Raw genomic sequence first — 19017 nt, 5'->3', positions numbered from 1 at the left:
ATCCCTGTGAGTTGTTTTATTCGATTTGGCTGTTGCTCGAACTGGCGTCAGGTCGCCGTCACTGAGCACCTACCGACGCGAGGTGTTGATTGATGCTGCGGGCGATGGCGCGGCCGAGATCGACGGGGACAGCATTGCCGATCAACCGCCCGAGCACCTTGAAACTCACCTCACCGTCCTGCGGGATGAACGCGTAGTCGCGCGGAAAGCTCTGCAAGATCGCCGCTTCCCGCAGGGAGATGGCTCGATCCTGCTCGGGATGGCCGAAACGACCGTTGCCGAACCCGTAGCACTGGGTCGTCATCGTCGGGGCAGGTTTGTCCCATTCCATGCGTCCGTAAACGCCCGGATAGGTGCGTCCGCTTTCGGCGCGGTGGCACTCGGCAATCAAGTCCTTGGGCCAGTCACGCCAAGTGCCGCCGGGTTTGGAGACTTTGATGCGTTTGAGGTTTTTCTCAGACAGGGTCGATGTGACGTGCAATTTGTCTCGTGGAGCAGACTCCCCCGCGCTGAGAGGCCGCAAATGGCCGATGGCCTGCTTCACGGTTTTCGGCTTCTTGTGTGTCGGCGCGATCATCTGGATGTCGCCGTGCTTGGATGCGAGCAGAACCATGCGTCGACGCATTTGTGGGACGCCATAGCGGGAGCTATCGACGACGTCGTACCAGACCGTGTAGCCGAGTCGCTCTAGCGAATCTACGAAGTCGTGAAACACCTCGTGCTTGGCGACAGTTGGCACGTTTTCCATCGTGATGACGTCGGGCATGGCGCCTTGAGCGAGGCGCGCGAACTGATAGAGCAAGCCCCACTTTCCGTCCTTCCCATCCAACTCGTAACGCTGGGCATAGGTCGAAAAGGGCTGACAAGGTGCGCAACCAGCCAGGATCGTCACCTCCGCGTCACCGAACAGTTCCTCCAGTTCAGCCGTCGTGACCTTGCTGATATCTCTCTCTAGGAATCGGGCGCCACAATTGTTTGCTGCGTACGGAAAGCTGCAGGCGGGATCAAGGTCAATGCCGGCTACGACGGGCACGCCCTCCAGGATGAAGCCATGGGTCAGTCCGCCTGCACCGCAGAACAGATCGACGCAAGCGATCTTCTTTTTCATGTCACATCTCCAGTATTTGCTTTGGCTGCAGCGTCGATCTGTAGCCATTTCGCGCCGCGTCCCTTTCCCGTTGGGGCGATCACCCCCTCGGCCTTCATGGCGCGAAGGATCACGCGCACCATGTCGCGGCTGATGCCGGGGCAGGCCTCCTCAATCTCCGAGATCGAGAACGGCAGTTGGCGTTTGAGAATTTCAGAGCGAACGCGGTCGCCCTTGGCGCCCCGGCCGCGCTCAATGGTGCCCACGCGCTCTTCAAATTCCTTGTAGGCACGCAGGAGAGCGCCCCAGAAGTAATCGAGCCACGGGGCGATGTCGTGTGCGGCCTCGTGCCAGCCCTGGGAGCTGGCCTCCAGCGTTTCGTAGTAGCTCTCCTTCGATTCTTCGAAGATGCGCTCCAGGCTGATGAAGCGGCCCACCGCATAGTCGAAGTGATAGAGCAGCTGCAGGGTGAGCAGACGTGCCATGCGGCCGTTGCCATCCGGGAAGGGGTGGATGCACAGGAAGTCGAGGACGGCCAGCGGCACTAGCACCAAAGGGTCGGCCAAGTGCTGATCCAAGGCCAAGCGGTAGCGCGCGATCAGGTCCGCCATCGCGATGGGCGTGAGGTGCGCGGCAACCGGACGAAAGCGGATGCGTGAGCTGCTATCGCGGTGGCGCTCGACGATGTCGTTGTTGGTGGCCTTCCAGTGCCCGCCTGGTTGGGGCATGTAGCGGTACAGCATGCCGTGCAGCTGCAGGACCGTGCCTTCGGAAAACGGCATCTGCTCGCCGCTCTCATGGATCAGACCGAGGGCGTCGCGGTAGCCTGCCACCTCTTGCTCTGAACGGCTTTGCGGCGTGGCATTTTTGAGCACCAATGACTTGAGCCGGTGCGCGGCGACGACCACGCCTTCCAGGCGGTTCGACGACTCGGTGGACTCGACCACTGCCACTTGCCGCAGGTCGCTCAAGACCTCCGGCGACTGCGCCACGAAGAGCTGCTGCTTGCCCCTGAACTCACCCAGGGCGCGCAGGGTCGCCAGCTGCTGCGCGTCGAAGCGCAGCTTGGCGAGGTAGTCTGGCGAGAGTGATTGCATGCAGCAGCATCCGGACAAGGAAGAATGGGGTAATACTACTGCAAATTGGGGTATGTTTGATCTTCATTGCCCCAATAACTCGATGTTTACCCCAATTGGCCCTGTCGGATCAGCTTGCGGACTCCGGTTCGTCGGGATCGGTAGGCGCCACTTCAGGCGCTGTGCCTTTGACCGGTCTCTCTGCCTCGATACGCAGTGGCTTCAGCCGATGCGCCGGTTTGCCTTGTGATGCGGTGCCGTAGACCCTCTGAGTTTTTCGGGATAGGTGGCCCAGCCCCCGGCTGACCGCGTCTGCGTCTCCGCTCCGCTTGGCATCCGCCCCCCACTGGTGCCTGAGGCAATACGCCGTCACGGTGTCCGGGTGCGAAGGCCACAAGCAGCCAGCTAAGCGCTGTACCTCTGCAGAGAAGTTCATGGCGCTCGCGACCTGAACGACGACAGGGGTCTCGGCCGTGCCGGGCAACAGCGCCTTGATCATCGACAACAACGGATGCGTGTCTCCCGCCGCGTACGTCAGGCGGCGATGCGGCTGCCCTTGTTCCCGTTTGACCTTCGCACCAGCGACCTCAAAGTGGATCTCGATCTCCTGCGTCGCTGCATCCTGCGTTTGCCAAACCTTGACACCTCTCTCCAGTTCGCCGGGGCGGCATCCCGTCAGCGCTGCGACCAACAATGCAGCGCCGTACCGTCCCGCACGGCCGCGCATGCAGAGTTGGACGCGCCAGTCAGGGGGAAGCCCGCGGAGGGCTCGCCGTTTGCTGTTGCGTAGCGCTCGCAAACCGCCCAGGCCTCTTCGCCTAAGTTCGAGCAGGGCCTGCACGCACGCGATTTGTTCGTCGAACGCAGCGATGTGTCTTTGTGCCTGCTCATCCGAAACGGGTTCGATGATGCTGCCCAGCAGTTCCAGCTGCCTTTGCTGCAGGGTGAACCGCAGGGCGGACATGCGCTTCTGAAACGTGGAGGGGCGTCGGGTGTTAGACACCACGCCAATCAACCCGTCCTGCGCCACCTTGGCTCGGGTGAGCAACGATTGCCCGAGCCGCAGGTAGTCGTGCTCCGTGTCGGGCGAGCGACCGGCATTGCGCGAGCGGTCGGACGCAAGCTGCTGTAGAAGGTTGGTGCTTTGAAGCATCTTGGCTTTTAGGCTTTGTATGAGCTTGCTCATGCACCGCTCCTCTCGCATCGCGGACGGCGGGGCGTATTCACCGCAAAGACTCGTGGTTGCACGGGCGGAGGCGAGGCGTGCAGCTCCAGCCCGCCTGGGTATCGGGTAACTTTCGCTTGCGGGTATTCCGCCAGCACTTTGGGTAGGGCAAGCAAGAAACTCGTGCGGAAATCGTCCTCGGCACGAACGCCGCAGTACTCTTGCCCGAATTGCAGGCGCAGCGCCGCCCACGGGACGGTCACGGGTGGCCCCTTGATGAGGTGAAGCCGGTAGGCCAGCCATGTGTAGATGTCGATGCACAGGGCGGACCCGGTCAAAGCGTGAAGCGCACGACGATCCAGTGGAACGCCGTGTGCGCGCAACTCTTTGTAGAAGTCGTCGGTGAGAACAAGAACATTGGGCCACTTGTTGAGTTCACCGGCAGAACGCGGCAGCCAAGCTTCGTACTGCTTCACGGCCATGCTGTTGAAGGTATGGTCGGCGAAGCCCATCTGAAGCCGACAGGCAGCCATGGCGTTGAGCTGGCAGCGCAGAGTCTTGTAGCGCCCCCCTTGCGTGTCAGCGAGGCCAATCAAGCGCATGAAGTCAGCGGGCGTACGACCAATTTCGATGGCCGGTGAACTGCTTCGCAGGGCCAACGTGGCGATACATGCCAAAGCAAGGCGCGGGGTAGCGCCGTACGGGATGGGCTGAGGAACCGGGACGCCGGCAATGCTGAGGATGCCTGCCTGCACGTGCAGCCATGCCGAACCGACACGACGCTGGAACTCCCGCTCCTTCACTTTCCGACGCGGCAGGCCGGTCTGACAAAGGATGGAGTGATGGAAGATCAACTCATTCCAATCTGGTGGGTCTTGCGCGATGGAGACCCCTGCTTCAAGCAGCTTGGCGTCACGAGCGCTGAGCGCCTTTGGTGGCGTATCTGATAACAGAAGGCCATCTGCTCGCGGCGAGGGCTTTGCCGCCCGAGCCGCTTGCGGCAAGTACTGCGTTCTAGCCGCAAGCGCCTGAGCATCTTCCCTGGAGACGCCGCGTGCGATCAACGCAGCGACATACTCGGCACGGAGGGCCGCGTCGCCGTCGATAGGGGAGCCGTCAAGGGAGCTCATTGCTCACCTCCCTTGGCTGACGGCTGCGCTGTGTTGTTTTGCGCCCATCGAGCCCGCGACATCTGCTCGGCTTTCGTTGGGCGGCCACGGGGGCGGCGCGGCGGTGGTGGCTCGGCGGGGCGGGTGGACTCGATCCACTGAAGAACATCGCGCTCGTACCAGCACAGACGGCGGCTATTCGGAAGCTTGAATGGCCGGGGGATCAGGTGCGCGTACTTGGCGTTGGTAGCGCACGTCCTGATGGTCGTTTCTGTCTTGCCGATGAGGGAGGCAAGTTGCTCGATGAACAGAATCCGTGGCAGATCGGCAGGCGGGGCCACAGGCGGCAACGACGGAGCGATGCAGACGGGGGCGAATCCCTCTGCCACAGCTTGCGCGACCGGCTTGGTTGCGCTTTTTGACCTTGCGGGGCGTGATGAGTCGCCAGTACGGGCGACCGGAAATGATCTCGGCATAGGGGTCTCACAAGCAAGCGCGCTTGCGAGAGCCGATGCTGTTGGTGGAGGCGCATCAAGTACTGGGACTTGAAGTTGATTCGCCGCACCTCACGGGGCTTGTTTCACTTGGGCTTGATGACAGGTGTCGGTTGCGCTTGCGCACCTGCATCTACACCCCGGCGGGTACACGCCGAGCGTTGAGTTGCTCTCTTGGTTCGGCTATCTCTCGTTCGCCCGAACCGCACCTGCCCGTGACCGTAGCCCACACAGTTTTTACGAGGGTGTCTGGCAGGTCCACTGTGTGCTCACCCGTGAATGACAGTATGGGGAAATTCCCAGCAGCGTCAAGTCGTAAGCTTGGCTTGCGCTACGCGCGGGACGGGTTGCCAGTCAAAACCACATCGACTTGCTGGGCCATTCTTGGGCCATCGAGGGGCGAGATTTACTCTGAATCGTCATTCATGACGATCCAAAGCAAAAAAGCCCAAGTGCCTGATTCACTTGGGCTTTTCCGTTTTTTGTCTGGTCGGGGTGAGAGGATTCGAACCTCCGGCCTCTACGTCCCGAACGTAGCGCTCTACCAGGCTAAGCTACACCCCGATGGTCTGGAGCGTGCGTATCAGACGCGGCGCTCAAGTAGCTGAGACGCCAATTGTAGCAGCGCTTCAGAGTGGTTATTGGCAGGCAGGCGTCTTGCCGCGTCAATGGCCTGCTGGGCCTGCTCTGCGGCTGCCTGCCTGGTGGCTTCGAGCGCGCCGGTTTGCCGCACGATGTCGATGACTTTGGAGAGTTCGTCGGTGGCGCCGGCCTCGATGGCCTGGCGGATCAATTCGCGCTGGTCTTCAGAGCCGCGCTGCATGGCGATGATCAGCGGCAGCGTCACCTTGCCTTCGCGCAGGTCGTCGCCCAGATTCTTGCCCATTTCGCCGGCATCGCCGTCGTAGTCGAGAACGTCGTCGATCACCTGAAAGGCCGTACCCAGGGCTTGCCCGTAGTCGGCACACGCCGCTTCGATCTCCGGTGTGCTTTGCGAGAGCACGGCCGCCAGCCGCGTACTGGCCTCGAAGAGCTTGGCGGTCTTGGAGCGGATGACCTGCAGATAGCCTGCTTCGCTCAAGGAGGCGTCATGCGTGTTCATCAGCTGCAGCACTTCGCCCTCCGCGATGATGTTGGTGGCCTCGGACAGGATCTGCATGATGCGCATGTCGTCAGCGTCCACCATCATCTGGAAGGCGCGCGAATGCAGGAAGTCGCCCACGAGCACGCTGGCCGGGTTGCCGAAGCTCTCGTTGGCGGTGGGGCGGCCGCGACGCAGCGTGGATTCGTCCACCACGTCGTCGTGCAGCAGCGTCGCCGTGTGGATGAACTCGATCACCGCAGCGATATTGAAGCGCTGCGCTCCTGTGTAGCCGAGCGCGCCGCAGGCCAGCAGCAGCAGCGCCGGCCTGAGTCGTTTGCCCCCGGCGGAGATGATGTACCGGGCGACCTGGCCCACCAGGGGGACAGAGGAGTCGAGCCTTTGGGCAATCACTTCGTCCACTTGCGACATGTCGTCGGCAATGAGTGCAAGGGCGGATGCGGTGCTGTGTGAGTTGGCGGCCAAAGCGTTCGATGGGTTCTGGATGTAAGCGGCGATTATAGAAAGAGCAGGAGGCCCCGTCGGTGCTGAGGCGGCTGGGTGTCGTGCAGGCGGGGGCACAGAGTGCTGGGCGGGGTTCCGCGAAGGCGTCGGGTCGGTGGCTGGGGTGGGGCTTGCCTGGTCTTACGGTTCGTGCTACATTCGCCGGCTCTGCAAAAATTCGTTTGCGGGACTCACACTCAAGAGGTTTACATGTACGCGGTCATAAAAACCGGTGGCAAGCAATATCGCGTTGCTGCTGGCGAAAAAATTAAAGTAGAACAGATTGCTGCGGACGTAGGCCAGGAGATCGTGATCGACCAGGTTCTGGCAGTCGGCAACGGCGCTGAACTCAAGGTTGGCACGCCCCTGGTGTCCGGCGCTACGGTGACGGCTACGGTCGTCGCCCACGGCAAGCACGACAAGGTGCACATCTTCAAGATGCGCCGTCGCAAGCACTATCAGAAACGCCAAGGCCATCGCCAGCAGTTCACCGAACTGCAAATCGGTGCGATCGCCGGTTAACAGGAGCTGATCTCATGGCACAGAAAAAAGGCGGCGGCTCTACGCGAAACGGGCGCGATTCCAAGCCCAAGATGCTCGGTGTGAAGGCTTTCGGCGGTGAACTGATCAGCGCTGGCTCCATCATCGTGCGCCAGCGCGGCACGCGCTTCCACCCCGGCACGAACGTCGGCGTGGGCAAGGACCACACGCTGTTCGCCCTGGTGGACGGCCACGTTTCCTTCGGCACGAAGGGTGCGATGTCCAAGCACACGGTCAACGTGACTGCCGCCTGAGCGCAAGTCATCTGACGCTGTACAAAGCCCCGCAGGTCGGGGCTTTGTCGTTTTCGGGAATGCTGGGGTGTCATGCGCCAGCGTTCCTCGATGCCCCGCGCTGCGGGGCTCTTGCGTTTTCGGCATGTGACTGCCCGAAGGCGCCTTTTGTAAACTGGATGCCATGAAGTTCGTTGACGAAGCCTTTATCGACATTGCCGCCGGAGACGGCGGCAATGGCTGTGTCTCGTTCCGCCACGAGAAGTACAAGGAATTCGGAGGGCCGAATGGTGGCGATGGCGGACGGGGCGGCCACGTCTTCGCGGTCGCCGATCCCAACCTCAATACTTTGGTGGATTTTCGCTATTCGCGCCGGCATGAAGCCAAGCGCGGAGAGCACGGCATGGGCTCGGACATGTTCGGCGCCGCGGGCGACGACATCACGCTCAAGATGCCGGTGGGCACCATCATTTCCGATGCCGAAACGGGCGAAGTGCTCTATGAGTTGCTCAATCCAGGCGACGTGATCACCATTGCCAAGGGCGGTGACGGCGGTTTTGGCAACATGCGGTTCAAGAGCGCCATCAACCGCGCTCCGCGCCAGAAGACGCCCGGCTGGCCTGGCGAGCGCAAGAGTTTGAAGCTCGAACTGAAGGTGCTGGCGGACGTGGGTCTGCTGGGCATGCCCAATGCCGGCAAGTCCACCCTCATTTCGGCCGTGTCGAATGCCCGCCCGAAGATCGCCGACTACCCGTTCACGACCCTGCACCCCAATCTGGGCGTGGTGCGCGTGGGCCCCGAGCAGAGCTTTGTCATCGCCGACATTCCCGGTCTGATCGAAGGTGCCTCCGAAGGTGCCGGACTGGGCCATCAGTTCCTGCGCCATCTGCAGCGCACCCGCCTGCTGCTGCATGTCATCGACATGGCACCTTTCGATGACTCGGTGGACCCGGTGGCGCAGGCCAAGGCCATCGTGGAAGAGCTGCGCAAGTACGATGCCGAGCTGCACGCCAAGCCGCGCTGGTTGGTGCTCAACAAGCTCGACATGGTGCCGGAGCAAGACCGTGCCGCGCGGGTCAAGGATTTCGTCAAGCGCTTCAAGTGGAAGGGGCCTGTGTTCGAGATCTCCGCGCTGACCCGCGAAGGTTGTGAGGCCCTGATCCACGCCATCTACAAGCATGTGCGAGCCGAGCAGCAGGCGCTGATGGCGCCGGTCGAGATCGACCCCCGGTTTGCGGGCGACGTGCCCGAGTAGGGCGGGCGGCGGAGGGTGATCCCTTCGCCATGCTCTTGAGTTTTGCTATTGAAATAGTAGCTATATGCGCTTGTCCAGCAAGCGCCACATGCCTGGATGACCCTGAAAATGCTGCCCAATGTATTGCGTGATGCCCGCCGGATTGTGGTCAAGGTGGGTTCCAGCCTGGTGACCGACGAGGGCCGGGGGCTCGACGAGCAGGCGATTGGCGAGTGGAGCCGGCAGCTCGCCGCGCTGGTGCGGGGCGACGGCGCCACGCGCCGCGAGGTGGTGATGGTCTCCAGCGGCGCCATTGCCGAAGGCATGAAGCGACTGGGCTGGACCGCCCGCCCGAGCGAGATCCACGAACTGCAGGCGGCAGCCGCCGTTGGCCAGATGGGACTGGCGCAGATGTACGAAACCAAGCTGCGCGAGCAAGGCATGGGCAGCGCGCAGGTGCTGCTGACCCATGGCGATCTGGCCCATCGGGAGCGCTACCTCAACGCGCGTTCCACGCTGCTGACGCTGCTGCGCCTGGGCGTAGTGCCCGTCATCAACGAAAACGACACCGTCGTCACCGACGAGATCAAGTTCGGTGACAACGATACGCTGGGTGCGCTGGTGGCCAATCTGGTGGAAGCGGATGCGCTCGTCATCCTGACCGACCAGAAGGGCCTCTACACCGCCGATCCGCGCCGCGACCCGGCTGCGCAGTTCGTGCACGAAGCCCGCGCGGGCGATGTGGCGCTGGAGGCGATGGCTGGCGGAGCGGGTTCGAGTATCGGCAAGGGCGGCATGATCACCAAGATCCTGGCGGCCAAGCGGGCGGCCGGCTCGGGGGCTTCGACCGTGATCGCCTGGGGGCGCGAGCCGGATGTGCTCATACGGCTGGCGCAGGGCGAGGCCATCGGCACGCTGCTGGTCGCTCAGACGGCCAAGCAGCAGGCACGCAAGCAATGGATGGCCGATCACCTGCAGCTACGCGGCTCGGTGTCCGTCGATGCGGGCGCGGCCGCCAAGGTGCGCGACGAGGGAAAGAGCTTGTTGCCGATCGGAATGGTGGCGGTGGAGGGGGAGTTCTCCCGGGGAGACGTGATCGCCGTGCGCGATATGGAAGGGCTGGAGATCGCACGCGGCCTCGCCAACTACGCAAGCGCTGAGGCGCGCTTGCTCTGCCGTAAGCCTTCGGCGGAAATCGAGCGCCTGCTGGGCTACATCGCCGAGCCGGAAATGATGCACCGGGATAACCTGGTGCTGACCGGCAGAGCGAAGCCCCAGGCTGCCGTGGCGGCCGCAGCCCTGCAGGGCTGAAAGGAAAAGAGCCCTTGGCGGGCTCTTGGGAGTGATGGCTGTCTGAAGAAAGTTGCCCGAACGGGATGCCTTGCGGTGCGTTCGGGCTGGTGTCGAAAGTGCCTGCCTCGTCGCTGAGGCAGATGGCAGTTCAGGTGTGTTCGCCCTGCGGGTCCGGATCGAAGCTGGCACCGGGTGGCAACTCAACGCCGGGACTCAGCAGCAGTGAGCCTGCACGATGCATGGCGCCGCCGGTGTTGCCGGCATCCGCACCATCGCGGGATCGCATGCCGCTACGCAAGTAGCGATTGCGCTGTTCCTGGCGTGGCAGGAAGCGAGCCAATTCGGTCAGCGCCATTTCATAGACGCCCCGCTTGAATTCGACCACCACGTCCAGCGGCACCCAGTAATCGTTCCAACGCCAGGCATCGAATTCCGGATGATTGGTGGCGCGCAGATTCAGATCCCAGTCGTGGCCGACGAGCTGCAGCAAATACCAGATCTGCTTTTGGCCCTTGTAATGGCCGCGCGCATCGCGCCGTATATACCGGTCAGGCACCTCGTAGCGCAACCAGTCCCGGGTTCGGGCGACCACGCGAACGTGATTCGGCTGCAAACCCACCTCTTCGTGCAGTTCCCGGAACATCGCCTGCTCGGGCGTTTCGCCCCTGTCGATGCCCCCTTGCGGGAACTGCCAGCTGTGGGTGCGAATGCGCTTGCCCCAAAATACCTGGTTTTTCTGGTTGAGCAGGATGATGCCGACGTTCGGCCTAAAGCCGTCCCGGTCAAGCATAATCTAACCCCAAATTTTTAAACTGTGTCCATTATGCACGTCGCTTTACGAGCGACAAGCGGAGTGGTCCCGGCTGCCTGAAATCGCCCGATGAAAGCTTCCCAATTTTTCGTTTCCACCCTCAAAGAAGCACCTGCGGACGCCGAGGTGATGAGCCACAAGCTCATGATGCGCGCAGGCCTCATCAAGAAGCTGGGGGCCGGCATCTACAACTACATGCCCATGGGCCTGCGCGTGGTGCGCAAGGTGGAGGCCATCGTGCGTGAAGAGATGAACCGAGCCGGTGCCGTGGAATGCACCATGCCTGTGGTGCAACCGGCCGAGCTTTGGCAGGAGACCGGCCGCTTCGACAAGATGGGCCCTGAGTTGCTGCGCATCAAGGACCGCCATGGGCGTGACTTCGTGATCCAGCCGACCAGCGAGGAAGTGGTCACTGACATCGCCCGGCAGGAACTGCGCAGCTACAAGCAGCTGCCCAAGAACCTCTACCAGATCCAGACCAAGTTCCGCGATGAACGGCGCCCGCGCTTTGGCCTGATGCGGGGTCGCGAATTCACCATGAAGGACGCCTACAGCTTCGACCGCGACATGGCCGGCGCCAAGGCCAGCTACCAGGTCATGGCCCAGGCCTACCGCCGCATCTTCGACCGCTTCGGCCTGACCTACCGCGCCGTGGCGGCGGACAGCGGCGCCATCGGCGGCGACCTGAGCGAGGAGTTCCAGGTGATCGCGGCGACGGGCGAGGACGCCATCGTCTATTGCCCGACCAGCGACTACGCCGCCAACATGGAAAAGGCCGAGGCCCTGCCGCCTGCCGGCCCGCGCCCCGGCGCCACGCAGCCGCGCACGCTGACCCCTACGCCGGGTAAGAGCACCTGCGCCGATGTGGCCGCGCTGCTGGGCGTGCCGCTCCAGAGCACGGTCAAGTCGCTGGTGCTGGCCACCGACGAGACCAATGCCGAGGGCGAGATCGTCAAGAGTCAGGTGTGGCTGCTGCTGCTGCGCGGCGACCATGACATGAACGAGATCAAGGTGTCCAAGGTGCCGGGGCTGGAGGCGGGCTTCCGTTTCGCCACCCTGTCCGAAATCGAAGCCCACTTCGGCTGCAAGCCCGGCTACCTGGGCCCGCTGGAGCTCAAGCAGCCCGTCAAGCTGGTGGTGGACCGCGAAGTGGCCGTGATGGCCGACTGGATCTGCGGCGCGAACCAGCCTGATTTCCACATCACCGGCGTGAACTGGGGTCGCGACCTGCCCGAGCCCGAGTTGGTGGCCGACCTGCGCAACGTTGTCGCGGGCGATCCATCGCCGGACGGCAAGGGCGAGCTGGCCATCGAGCGCGGCATCGAAGTGGGTCACGTGTTCTATCTGGGCACCAAGTACAGCCGCGCGATGAACGCCACCTTTCTCGGCGAAGACGGCAAGCCCGCCTTCTTCGAGATGGGCTGCTACGGCATCGGCATCACGCGCCTGCCCGCGGCCGCTATTGAGCAGAACCATGACGAGCGCGGCATCATCTGGCCCGATGCGATCGCGCCGTTCACCGTGGTGGTCTGCCCGGTGGGCATGGACCGCAGCGAGGCGGTGAAGGCCACGGCCGAGCAGATCTATGCCGACCTGCTGGCTGCTGGTGTGGACGTGATCCTGGACGACCGTGGCGAGCGCCCCGGCGCCATGTTCGCCGACTGGGAATTGATCGGCGTGCCGCATCGCGTGACCATCGGCGACAAGAGCCTGAAGGAAGGCGTGGTCGAATACCAGCAGCGCCGTGACGCTGCTGCGACCAAGGTGGCCGTGGCCGACATCCTGGCCCACGTGAAGGGGCGAGTGGCGGTATGAGCCCGCTGGCCCCTCGATGTGTGGGGCCGGAGCCCGCTGAGGCGGGCGTGAGCCGCCGCAAGCTGCTGCGCATGGCATCCGTATCCGCTGCCGGGCCGGCCATCTGGCTGGGCCTGCCGCAGGCGGCCCATGCCGGCGGGCAGATCGAAGAGCCGCTGGCGGACTCCGTGCGCTCGGCACTCAGCTTCGCGGTTGCCTCCCAGGAGCCGCTGGAGCCCACCTTCGCCTCCACCGAGGCCCGGCTCGGCTACCTGCGCTGGATGGCCGCCATGAGCGACCGTCTGCGCGTGCGCAAGCCTGATGGGCAGGTCCGCCGGGATTTCCTGCAGACCGTCTGGTACGAGTCCAAGCGCGCGGGGCTCGATGTTTCCCTGGTGCTGGGGCTGATCCAGGTCGAGAGCGCGTTCCGCAAATTCGCCGTCTCCAGCGTCGGTGCCCGTGGCTACATGCAGGTCATGCCGTTCTGGACCCGCGTGATCGGCGATGGGGATGCGAGCAAGCTGTTCCAGATGCAGACCAATCTGCGCTTCGGCTGCGTCATCCTGCGCCACTACCTGGACCGCGAGCAGGGCGATCTCTACATGACGCTGGGCCGCTACAACGGCAGCCGGGGCAAGCCTGCGTATCCGAATGCGGTGTTCTCGGCGCAGCGCAACTGGTTCTTCCAGGAGCGCCTGGCCCACGGCGGCGCCTCGGCGGCGTGAGCTGCGAGGCGTGCCGCACCGTTGTGCGGCGGCTTCCCAGGCTCAGGGTGCGTTGCCAGGCGCGGGGGCGCCGTCCACCAGCCGCGAGACCATCACCTGGTCGATGCGATAGCTGTCCACGTCCAGCACCTCGAACTTGTATCCGTCCCAATTCACGCTGTCCGTGCGGCGGGGCACCCGGCGCAGCATGACCATCAGGAAGCCGGCGAGCGTCTCGTATTCGCCCGCATGGGGGAGGCTGTCGAGGTTCAGGGCGCGCAGCACGTCCTCGACGGGCGTCACGCCGTCGATGAGCCAGGAGTTTTCGTCGCGCCGCACGATCTGTTCTTCGTCGGTAGGGCTGATGAGGTCGCCCATGACGGTGCTCATCACGTCGTTGAGCGTGACCACGCCCACCACCAGGCTGTATTCGTTCACGATGACCGCGAAGTCCTCATGCACCTGGCGGAACTGCTCGAGCACCTCGCCCAGCGAGAGACGGTCAGGCACGATGAGCACCTTGCGCACCAGGCCCTCGTCGGCCAGCGAGATGGGCTGGTTGTTCAACACGCGCTGGAAGAGATCCTTGGCATCGACATAGCCCACCACGTGGTCGATGTCGCCATCGCACACCGGATAGGTCGAGAACGGTTCTTCCGCGATGCGCGCACGGATCACGGTGTCGGGGTCGTCACGCAGGAAGTAGGCGATGCGGTCGCGTTGCGACATGGCGCTGGAGACCGTGCGGGTGTCGAGTTCGATCACGTTCTCGATCACCTGCTGCTCACGCGCTGCCAGCACGCCGGAGCGCGCGCCGGCTTCCATCATGGCCAGGATGTCGTCCGCCGTAACGCGGTCGTCCCGCAGCGACGACAGGCCCAGCACGCGAAAGAGCAGGTCGGCGCTGCGGCTGTACAGCCAGACCAGCGGCTGCAGAATGGCCATCAGCACCTTCATGGGCCGCGCCACGCGCAGTGCGAGCATTTCGGGGTTGGCCATGCCCAGCCGTTTGGGGAACAAGTCGGCGAACAGGATGAAGAGCGAGGTGATGATGGTGAAAGAGGCCAGAAAGCCCAGCGTCTGCGCCTGCGCATCGTCCAGCCAGATCCCCAGCAGGCTGGTGAAATGCGGGCTCAGTGCGCCTTCACCCACGATACCGCCCAGGATGGCGACGGCGTTCTGTCCGACCTGCACCACGGTGAAGTAGTCGCCTGGCTGCTCCTGGATCCGCATGACCCGTTCTGCGCGGGGATCGCCCTCATCCGCCATCTGCCGCAACCGCAGGCGGCGCGATGCCGCGAGGGAGATTTCTGCCAGCGAAAAGAACGCGCTGGCGACGATCAGCAAACCGATGACGAAGAGGCTTTGGGAAAAATTCATGTAAAGCGGGCGGGCTGCGTGCGGTGTCGCACGGCGAGCCCGAGTGTAGCGGTGCGCAGCGGGCAGTCCGCTCGCTGCGCAGGGCGGCTGGCTACTGCACGAAGCCGATACGCGTCTTGCGTGCCGTGCCCGGAGGCAGGTCCGCTACCTCCACGGCGCCGCGCCGGGCCAGGCGGGCATTGCCGAAGGCGGTCATCCAGGCGCGCCGCATCTCGCGCGGCGGCATGTGGGCGAGGGCGTCCAGCACGTCCGCTTCGGGCTCGGGGTCCAGCAGGCGGCCCCAGTCGTGGCTGGCGCGGATCTCCTGGTAGAGCTGCCGGGCGATGGAGCGGGCCTGTTCGGGCGTGGGCGCGGGCACCTCGAACACGTTCATGCGGTTGAGGATGGGGTCGGGGATGCAGCGCTCGTCGTTGGCCGTGGTGATCCAGATGACCTGGCTGGCGTCGATGGCGACCTCGGCGAATTCGTCGGTGAAGCTCTGCGCCGTGTCGTGCTCCAGCAGGCTGTAGAGCGCGCCCAGGGGGTCGTACTGCGCGTCGCCCGCGGCCTTGTCGATCTCGTCGATGACGATGACGGGGTTGGCGTATTCGCCTTCCACCAGCGCCTCGAATACCTTGCCGGGACGTGCGCCCTTCCATTGCGAGGACGAGCCCGAGAGCAGCCAGCCCGCGGTCATGGAGCTCATCGGCACCAGGTTCATGCCCGTGCCCAGCAGCTGGGCCAACTGGCGGGCGAAGTGCGTCTTGCCGATGCCGGGCACGCCCAGCAGCAACATGGGCGTCACTTCCAGGCCGTCGCTGCAGTCCTGCGCCAGGGCGACGTGGCGCTTGACGTCGTCCAGCACCTCGGTGAAGTTGGGCAGCTGCTCGTAGAGGCCGGCCATGTCGGGCACGCCCGCCGGTTTGACCTGGAAGCGTTCGGGCCCGCGCTCGAGCATGCGTTCATAGACGGCGCGCAGGCCGTCGTGGTCGCGCTGGTTGCCGGCATCGTTCAGGCGCCTCAGGCGCCGCTCCACGTCGCCGGGCTGGAACACGTTGCGGACCCGGGCCACCGGCAGGCTCAGTGCCGAAGGCTGCGGGACGAGGCTGTGCGAGGAAGAGTTACTGCTGCTGGTGCTCATGTCGCGCTGCTCCCGGTTGAAGAAGACACGGAGTCATTCAAGCACACAACATGCCGGCAGTGAACGCTGGATAAACCCGGTCAACCTATCGGTGTTGACCGCATTGCCTGCCCTGTCGGCCGGGCATGAAAAAGCCGCCCGGAGGCGGCTGGCTGGCAAGCCGGGCGACGTGCGCCTTATTGGGGCGTACCGAGCACCTGCTTGAGTTCGCCCGACTCGTACATCTCCATCATGATGTCCGATCCGCCGATGAATTCGCCCTTGACGTAGAGCTGCGGGATGGTGGGCCAGTTGCTGTATTCCTTGATGCCCTGGCGGATTTCCGGATCTTCCAGCACGTTCACGGTGGCCACGCTCTTGGGGTCCACGCCGCAGGCCTTCAGGATCTGGATGGCACGGCCGGAGAAGCCGCACATCGGGAAGCTGGCGCTGCCCTTCATGAACAGCAGGATGTCGTTGGATTTGACGAGGGCGTCGATGCGTTGCTGTGCGTCGCTCATGGGGGAATCTCCTGAAGGAATGGGCTGTGGCCAGGGCGCCGCAGCGAATGCGTGATTATTTCACTGTCTGCGGCGCGGCGTGCGGCGCACGGCCGGGGCGTCTTGTCACTGGGGGCGCATGGCGCCCGTGCAGCGCGCCACGCCCGCCAGGTCAGCGCGGCTTTGCACCTGCGCGAAGCCGGCCGTGCGCAGCAGCGCCTGCACGGCTGCGGCCTGGTCCCAGCCGTGCTCCAGCAGCAGCCAGCCGCCCGCGGCGAGCCGGGCCGGGGCCTGCTGCACGATGGTGCGGATGTCGTCCAGGCCGTCGGCGCCGCTGGCCAGGGCCTGGGCGGGCTCGTGCGTGAGGGCGGCCAGGTGCGGATCGCCCTCGGCGATGTAGGGCGGGTTGCTCACGATCAGATCGAAGGGGCCCTCGATGCCGTCCAGCCAGTGGCCTTGGCGCATCTGCACGGGCAGGCCCAGGCGCTGGGCGTTGCCCCGGGCCACGTCCAGCGCATCGGCGCTGGCGTCCACCGCCGTCACCTGTGCCGTGGGGCGCTGCCGCTGCAGGGCCAGGGCGATGGCGCCGCTGCCGGTGCCCAGGTCCACTACACGGGGGGCGGGCAGCAGGGCGATCGCTTCGAGCGCCCAGTCCACCAGGGTTTCGGTATCGGGGCGCGGGTCGAGCACGCGCGCGTCCACCTGCAGGGGCAGGCCGTAGAACTCCTTGGTGCCGGTGAGGTAGGCCACGGGCTCGCCGGCCGCGCGGCGGCGGCACAGGCGTTCGAAGCCCTCCTGGGCTGCGGAGCCGAGCGGATCGGTGTCGTGCGCCAGCAGCCAGGCGCGGTCGCCGTGCGGGCGGCCCAGCGTGTGCAGCAGCAGCAGTTGCGCGTCGATGCGGGCCAGACCTTGTGCCTGGGCTTGGGCGAGCGCCTGGGCGACCGTCTGCGGTGGGGTGGGGCTTGGTATCAATTTGATAGCGGAATGCGCAGGTTCTTGGCGGGCTGCAGGCTGTTTTGATGCGGGTCCATGGCTGGGGGAGCCGCAGGCCGCAAGGCTTCAGTGGAATTCCCGCTCGCGCAGCCACTTGGTGGCGATCCATTTCTCGCCGCGGATGACGGGCGCGCCGCCATGCAGGCTGCGGGTGGCGGGGTGGGGCCGGTCGTAGCTGAAGAACACGGCATTGCCGCGGCGCGGGGCCACTTCCAGCTGTACGTCGGGGAAGGTGGTGCCGCCGCCTTGCTCGGGGTCGTTCAGGTAGATCACCAGCGTGGCCACGCGCTGGCCGCCGCGCCGCAGGATGGTGGGCGTGCCGGGCTCTTCGGGGTCGAAATAATCGTAGTGCGGCTTGTACTCGGCGCCCGGGCGGTAGTGCAGCACCTGCAGGCCTTCGCCGTTCTCGACAGGCCAGCGCACCAGCTGCGCGATGCGGGCCTCCAGCCGCGCGACGACGTCGTTCTCGCCCCGCTGGAAGAACATGCCGTCGCTGGTGCGGTCGTCGTTGACCTCTTCGCCGCCGGTGCGCGTCGCCACGGTCAGCGAGCGCGCCATGCGCGGCTCGGCGGCGGCGATGAGCGCATCGCATTCCTCGGGCGAGAGCAGGTTGCCGAACAGCACGACCCGCGGCGCGTGCAGCGACATCAGCACCTCGACCTCGCGGTCGCCCACGTCGATGCGGGCGGGCGACTGGCTCAGGTCGGGCTCGGGGATGGGGTGGGGGCGTTGCGCGGTGCTCGGCGCTGTTGCCGTGGCGGGGGGAAGCTGCGTCTTCTTTCTCATCTCATCGGCCAGCGCCGTTTCCATGGCGTGCACGGCGACGGCCTCGTCCCAGCCTGCGTCCAGCATGGATTGCAGCACCACCGGGCCGGTGAAACCGGCCTCGGCCTGTTCGATGATCCAGGCGCGCAGTTCGGGCGTGACGGGCTGGCGCACGGTGGTGGCAGAGGCAGAACGGGAGTGGGAAGACATGGCGGTCGTCGTGCGTGCGTTGGCGTGGATCGGAGGCGGCTCGTGCCCCGGCGCTCAGCCGGTGGTCTTGCGGCGGAACACCAGGCGGTCGGGCGTGGACACGGCAGGGGCAAAAGCATAGCCCTCCGCATCAAAACCCTCGAGCTGGCGCGGGGTTGCCACACGGTGCTGGATGGCGTGGCGCGCCATCAGCCCGCGCGCGCGCTTGGCGTGGAAGCTGATGATCTTGTAGGCGCCGCCTTTCCAGTCCTCGAACACGCATTCGATCACGCGGGCCTTGAGCACCTTGCGGTCCACCGACTTGAAGTATTCCTGCGACGCCAGGTTGACCACCACCGGCGTGGCGTCGGCCTGCAGCCGGGTGTTGAGGTGCTCGGCGATGCGCGAGCCCCAGAACTGGTAGAGGTTGGCGCCGGCGTCGGTGGCCAGGCGCGTGCCCATCTCCAGCCGGTAGGGCTGCATGCGGTCCAGTGGGCGCAGCACGCCGTAGAGGCCGCTCAGGATGCCCAGGTGCTGCTGCGCCCAGTCCAGCTCGTCGGGCGTGAGGCTTTGCGCCTGCAGGCCTTCATAGACGTCGCCATTGAAGGCCATCACGGCCTGGCGCGAATTGGCGGCCGTGAACTTCGGCTCCCAGGCGGCATAGCGGCCCACGTTCAGCGCGGCCAGCGCATCGCTGATGTGCATGAGCGATGCGATCTGCTGCGGCGATTGTTCGCGCAGCACCTCGATCAGCCGGGTGGAGTCGCCCACGAACTGCGGCTGCGTGTGCGGCAGGCCGTCGGGCAGCGGCGTGTCGTAATCCAGCAATTTGGCGGGGGACAGCAGAAACAGCATGGCGGTGCGGGCCTGTCGTGAGTGAGTGGTGGGGGCGGGCGATGGAGGCGCCCCGCACAATGGGCTGCGGCCCGTGAAGGGCCGCAGAAAGGGAACGAGGAGGCAGTGTGC

Annotated in this window: 18 protein-coding genes and 1 tRNA gene; 6 read left to right on the top strand and 13 right to left on the bottom strand. The window is 64.9% G+C overall.

Translation table 11 applies throughout. The features are described 5' to 3' along the window. Window positions 1–58 precede the first annotated feature (58 nt). From AC3A84_RS10145 to AC3A84_RS10120, 6 genes are all read right to left on the bottom strand, one after another. A complete protein-coding gene (locus AC3A84_RS10145; protein ID WP_487969520.1) occupies window positions 59–1108 on the bottom strand; it encodes a DNA cytosine methyltransferase in 1050 nt (349 codons plus the stop codon). After that, window positions 1105–2184, bottom strand: coding sequence for a Fic family protein (locus tag AC3A84_RS10140; RefSeq protein WP_487969519.1), 1080 nt, complete (start codon window positions 2182–2184; stop codon window positions 1105–1107). Before AC3A84_RS10140 ends, AC3A84_RS10145 begins: the two co-directional genes overlap by 4 nt. Before the next feature lie 109 nt (window positions 2185–2293). Then, window positions 2294–3349: an integrase gene (locus AC3A84_RS10135; protein WP_487969518.1), complete on the bottom strand. Its 1056-nt coding sequence runs from the start codon at window positions 3347–3349 to the stop codon at window positions 2294–2296. Beyond that, on the bottom strand, window positions 3346–4458 hold the full coding sequence (locus AC3A84_RS10130) for a replication protein RepA (RefSeq protein WP_487969517.1): 1113 nt from the start codon (window positions 4456–4458) through the stop codon (window positions 3346–3348). Before AC3A84_RS10130 ends, AC3A84_RS10135 begins: the two co-directional genes overlap by 4 nt. A 960-nt stretch (window positions 4459–5418) precedes the next feature. Then, window positions 5419–5495, bottom strand: a tRNA-Pro gene (locus AC3A84_RS10125). A gap of 19 nt (window positions 5496–5514) precedes the next feature. Continuing rightward, window positions 5515–6444 (bottom strand): polyprenyl synthetase family protein, encoded by a 930-nt coding sequence (locus tag AC3A84_RS10120; RefSeq protein ID WP_487969516.1) that lies wholly within the window; start codon window positions 6442–6444, stop codon window positions 5515–5517. A 282-nt stretch (window positions 6445–6726) separates the two neighbouring features. On the opposite strand from AC3A84_RS10120, the gene rplU reads away from it, so the two are divergent. From rplU to proB, 4 genes are all read left to right on the top strand, one after another. Beyond that, a complete protein-coding gene (rplU, locus tag AC3A84_RS10115) occupies window positions 6727–7038 on the top strand; it encodes a 50S ribosomal protein L21 (protein WP_092939230.1) in 312 nt (103 codons plus the stop codon). A 14-nt stretch (window positions 7039–7052) separates the two neighbouring features. Continuing rightward, window positions 7053–7310: a 50S ribosomal protein L27 gene (gene rpmA / locus AC3A84_RS10110; protein WP_092939229.1), complete on the top strand. Its 258-nt coding sequence runs from the start codon at window positions 7053–7055 to the stop codon at window positions 7308–7310. A gap of 163 nt (window positions 7311–7473) precedes the next feature. Then, window positions 7474–8544 carry an Obg family GTPase CgtA gene (cgtA, locus tag AC3A84_RS10105; RefSeq protein WP_487969515.1) on the top strand — a complete coding sequence of 357 codons (1071 nt, stop codon included), beginning with the start codon at window positions 7474–7476 and terminating at the stop codon, window positions 8542–8544. A gap of 108 nt (window positions 8545–8652) precedes the next feature. After that, complete coding sequence (proB, locus tag AC3A84_RS10100; protein ID WP_487969699.1) at window positions 8653–9834, top strand: glutamate 5-kinase; 1182 nt, start codon at window positions 8653–8655, stop codon at window positions 9832–9834. A 130-nt stretch (window positions 9835–9964) separates the two neighbouring features. Here the strand turns inward: proB and AC3A84_RS10095 are convergent, their stop codons facing one another. Beyond that, on the bottom strand, window positions 9965–10606 hold the full coding sequence (locus AC3A84_RS10095) for an RNA pyrophosphohydrolase (protein ID WP_487969514.1): 642 nt from the start codon (window positions 10604–10606) through the stop codon (window positions 9965–9967). 90 nt (window positions 10607–10696) lie between these two features. Between AC3A84_RS10095 and AC3A84_RS10090 the strand changes: the two genes are divergently transcribed. Further along, the gene (locus tag AC3A84_RS10090; RefSeq protein WP_487969513.1) at window positions 10697–12442 is read left to right on the top strand and encodes a proline--tRNA ligase; all 1746 of its coding nucleotides are present in this window, start codon (window positions 10697–10699) and stop codon (window positions 12440–12442) included. Next, on the top strand, window positions 12439–13146 hold the full coding sequence (locus AC3A84_RS10085; RefSeq protein ID WP_487969512.1) for a lytic transglycosylase domain-containing protein: 708 nt from the start codon (window positions 12439–12441) through the stop codon (window positions 13144–13146). Before AC3A84_RS10090 ends, AC3A84_RS10085 begins: the two co-directional genes overlap by 4 nt. Before the next feature lie 42 nt (window positions 13147–13188). Here the strand turns inward: AC3A84_RS10085 and paeA are convergent, their stop codons facing one another. The 6 genes from paeA to yaaA all read right to left on the bottom strand — a co-directional run bounded on the left by paeA (window position 13189) and on the right by yaaA (window position 18906). After that, window positions 13189–14505, bottom strand: a complete 1317-nt coding sequence (gene paeA / locus AC3A84_RS10080; protein WP_487969511.1) for a polyamine export protein PaeA — start codon at window positions 14503–14505, stop codon at window positions 13189–13191. Window positions 14506–14596: 91 nt separating this feature from the next. Continuing rightward, window positions 14597–15625, bottom strand: a complete 1029-nt coding sequence (locus AC3A84_RS10075) for an AAA family ATPase (protein WP_487969510.1) — start codon at window positions 15623–15625, stop codon at window positions 14597–14599. A 176-nt stretch (window positions 15626–15801) separates the two neighbouring features. Further along, a complete protein-coding gene (grxD, locus tag AC3A84_RS10070) occupies window positions 15802–16125 on the bottom strand; it encodes a Grx4 family monothiol glutaredoxin (protein ID WP_092939222.1) in 324 nt (107 codons plus the stop codon). Window positions 16126–16230: 105 nt separating this feature from the next. After that, entirely contained in the window at window positions 16231–17076 is an 846-nt protein-coding gene (prmC, locus tag AC3A84_RS10065) for a peptide chain release factor N(5)-glutamine methyltransferase (RefSeq protein ID WP_487969509.1), read from the bottom strand. 87 nt (window positions 17077–17163) lie between these two features. Further along, window positions 17164–18072 carry a prolyl hydroxylase family protein gene (locus AC3A84_RS10060; protein WP_487969508.1) on the bottom strand — a complete coding sequence of 303 codons (909 nt, stop codon included), beginning with the start codon at window positions 18070–18072 and terminating at the stop codon, window positions 17164–17166. A 54-nt stretch (window positions 18073–18126) separates the two neighbouring features. Next, entirely contained in the window at window positions 18127–18906 is a 780-nt protein-coding gene (yaaA, locus tag AC3A84_RS10055) for a peroxide stress protein YaaA (RefSeq protein WP_487969507.1), read from the bottom strand. Window positions 18907–19017: the final 111 nt, after the last annotated feature.

It is taken from the genome of Paracidovorax sp., assembly GCF_057642795.1.
The sequence above is the reverse complement of the archived record's forward strand: the minus strand, read 5'-3'. Positions and strand labels throughout refer to the sequence as shown.

What these genes read in the sequence shown, in the direction of transcription:
- grxD (WP_092939222.1), bottom strand. Translation starts at nt 16,125, where the DNA reads ATGAGCGACGCACAGCAACGCATCGACGCCCTCGTCAAATCCAACGAC.
- AC3A84_RS10120 (WP_487969516.1), bottom strand. Translation starts at nt 6,444, where the DNA reads ATGTCGCAAGTGGACGAAGTGATTGCCCAAAGGCTCGACTCCTCTGTC.
- AC3A84_RS10130 (WP_487969517.1), bottom strand. Translation starts at nt 4,458, where the DNA reads ATGAGCTCCCTTGACGGCTCCCCTATCGACGGCGACGCGGCCCTCCGT.
- AC3A84_RS10075 (WP_487969510.1), bottom strand. Translation starts at nt 15,625, where the DNA reads ATGAGCACCAGCAGCAGTAACTCTTCCTCGCACAGCCTCGTCCCGCAG.
- AC3A84_RS10090 (WP_487969513.1), top strand. Translation starts at nt 10,697, where the DNA reads ATGAAAGCTTCCCAATTTTTCGTTTCCACCCTCAAAGAAGCACCTGCG.
- cgtA (WP_487969515.1), top strand. Translation starts at nt 7,474, where the DNA reads ATGAAGTTCGTTGACGAAGCCTTTATCGACATTGCCGCCGGAGACGGC.
- proB (WP_487969699.1), top strand. Translation starts at nt 8,653, where the DNA reads ATGCTGCCCAATGTATTGCGTGATGCCCGCCGGATTGTGGTCAAGGTG.
- yaaA (WP_487969507.1), bottom strand. Translation starts at nt 18,906, where the DNA reads ATGCTGTTTCTGCTGTCCCCCGCCAAATTGCTGGATTACGACACGCCG.
- paeA (WP_487969511.1), bottom strand. Translation starts at nt 14,505, where the DNA reads ATGAATTTTTCCCAAAGCCTCTTCGTCATCGGTTTGCTGATCGTCGCC.
- AC3A84_RS10095 (WP_487969514.1), bottom strand. Translation starts at nt 10,606, where the DNA reads ATGCTTGACCGGGACGGCTTTAGGCCGAACGTCGGCATCATCCTGCTC.
- AC3A84_RS10140 (WP_487969519.1), bottom strand. Translation starts at nt 2,184, where the DNA reads ATGCAATCACTCTCGCCAGACTACCTCGCCAAGCTGCGCTTCGACGCG.
- AC3A84_RS10085 (WP_487969512.1), top strand. Translation starts at nt 12,439, where the DNA reads ATGAGCCCGCTGGCCCCTCGATGTGTGGGGCCGGAGCCCGCTGAGGCG.
- rpmA (WP_092939229.1), top strand. Translation starts at nt 7,053, where the DNA reads ATGGCACAGAAAAAAGGCGGCGGCTCTACGCGAAACGGGCGCGATTCC.
- rplU (WP_092939230.1), top strand. Translation starts at nt 6,727, where the DNA reads ATGTACGCGGTCATAAAAACCGGTGGCAAGCAATATCGCGTTGCTGCT.
- AC3A84_RS10145 (WP_487969520.1), bottom strand. Translation starts at nt 1,108, where the DNA reads ATGAAAAAGAAGATCGCTTGCGTCGATCTGTTCTGCGGTGCAGGCGGA.
- AC3A84_RS10060 (WP_487969508.1), bottom strand. Translation starts at nt 18,072, where the DNA reads ATGTCTTCCCACTCCCGTTCTGCCTCTGCCACCACCGTGCGCCAGCCC.
- AC3A84_RS10135 (WP_487969518.1), bottom strand. Translation starts at nt 3,349, where the DNA reads ATGAGCAAGCTCATACAAAGCCTAAAAGCCAAGATGCTTCAAAGCACC.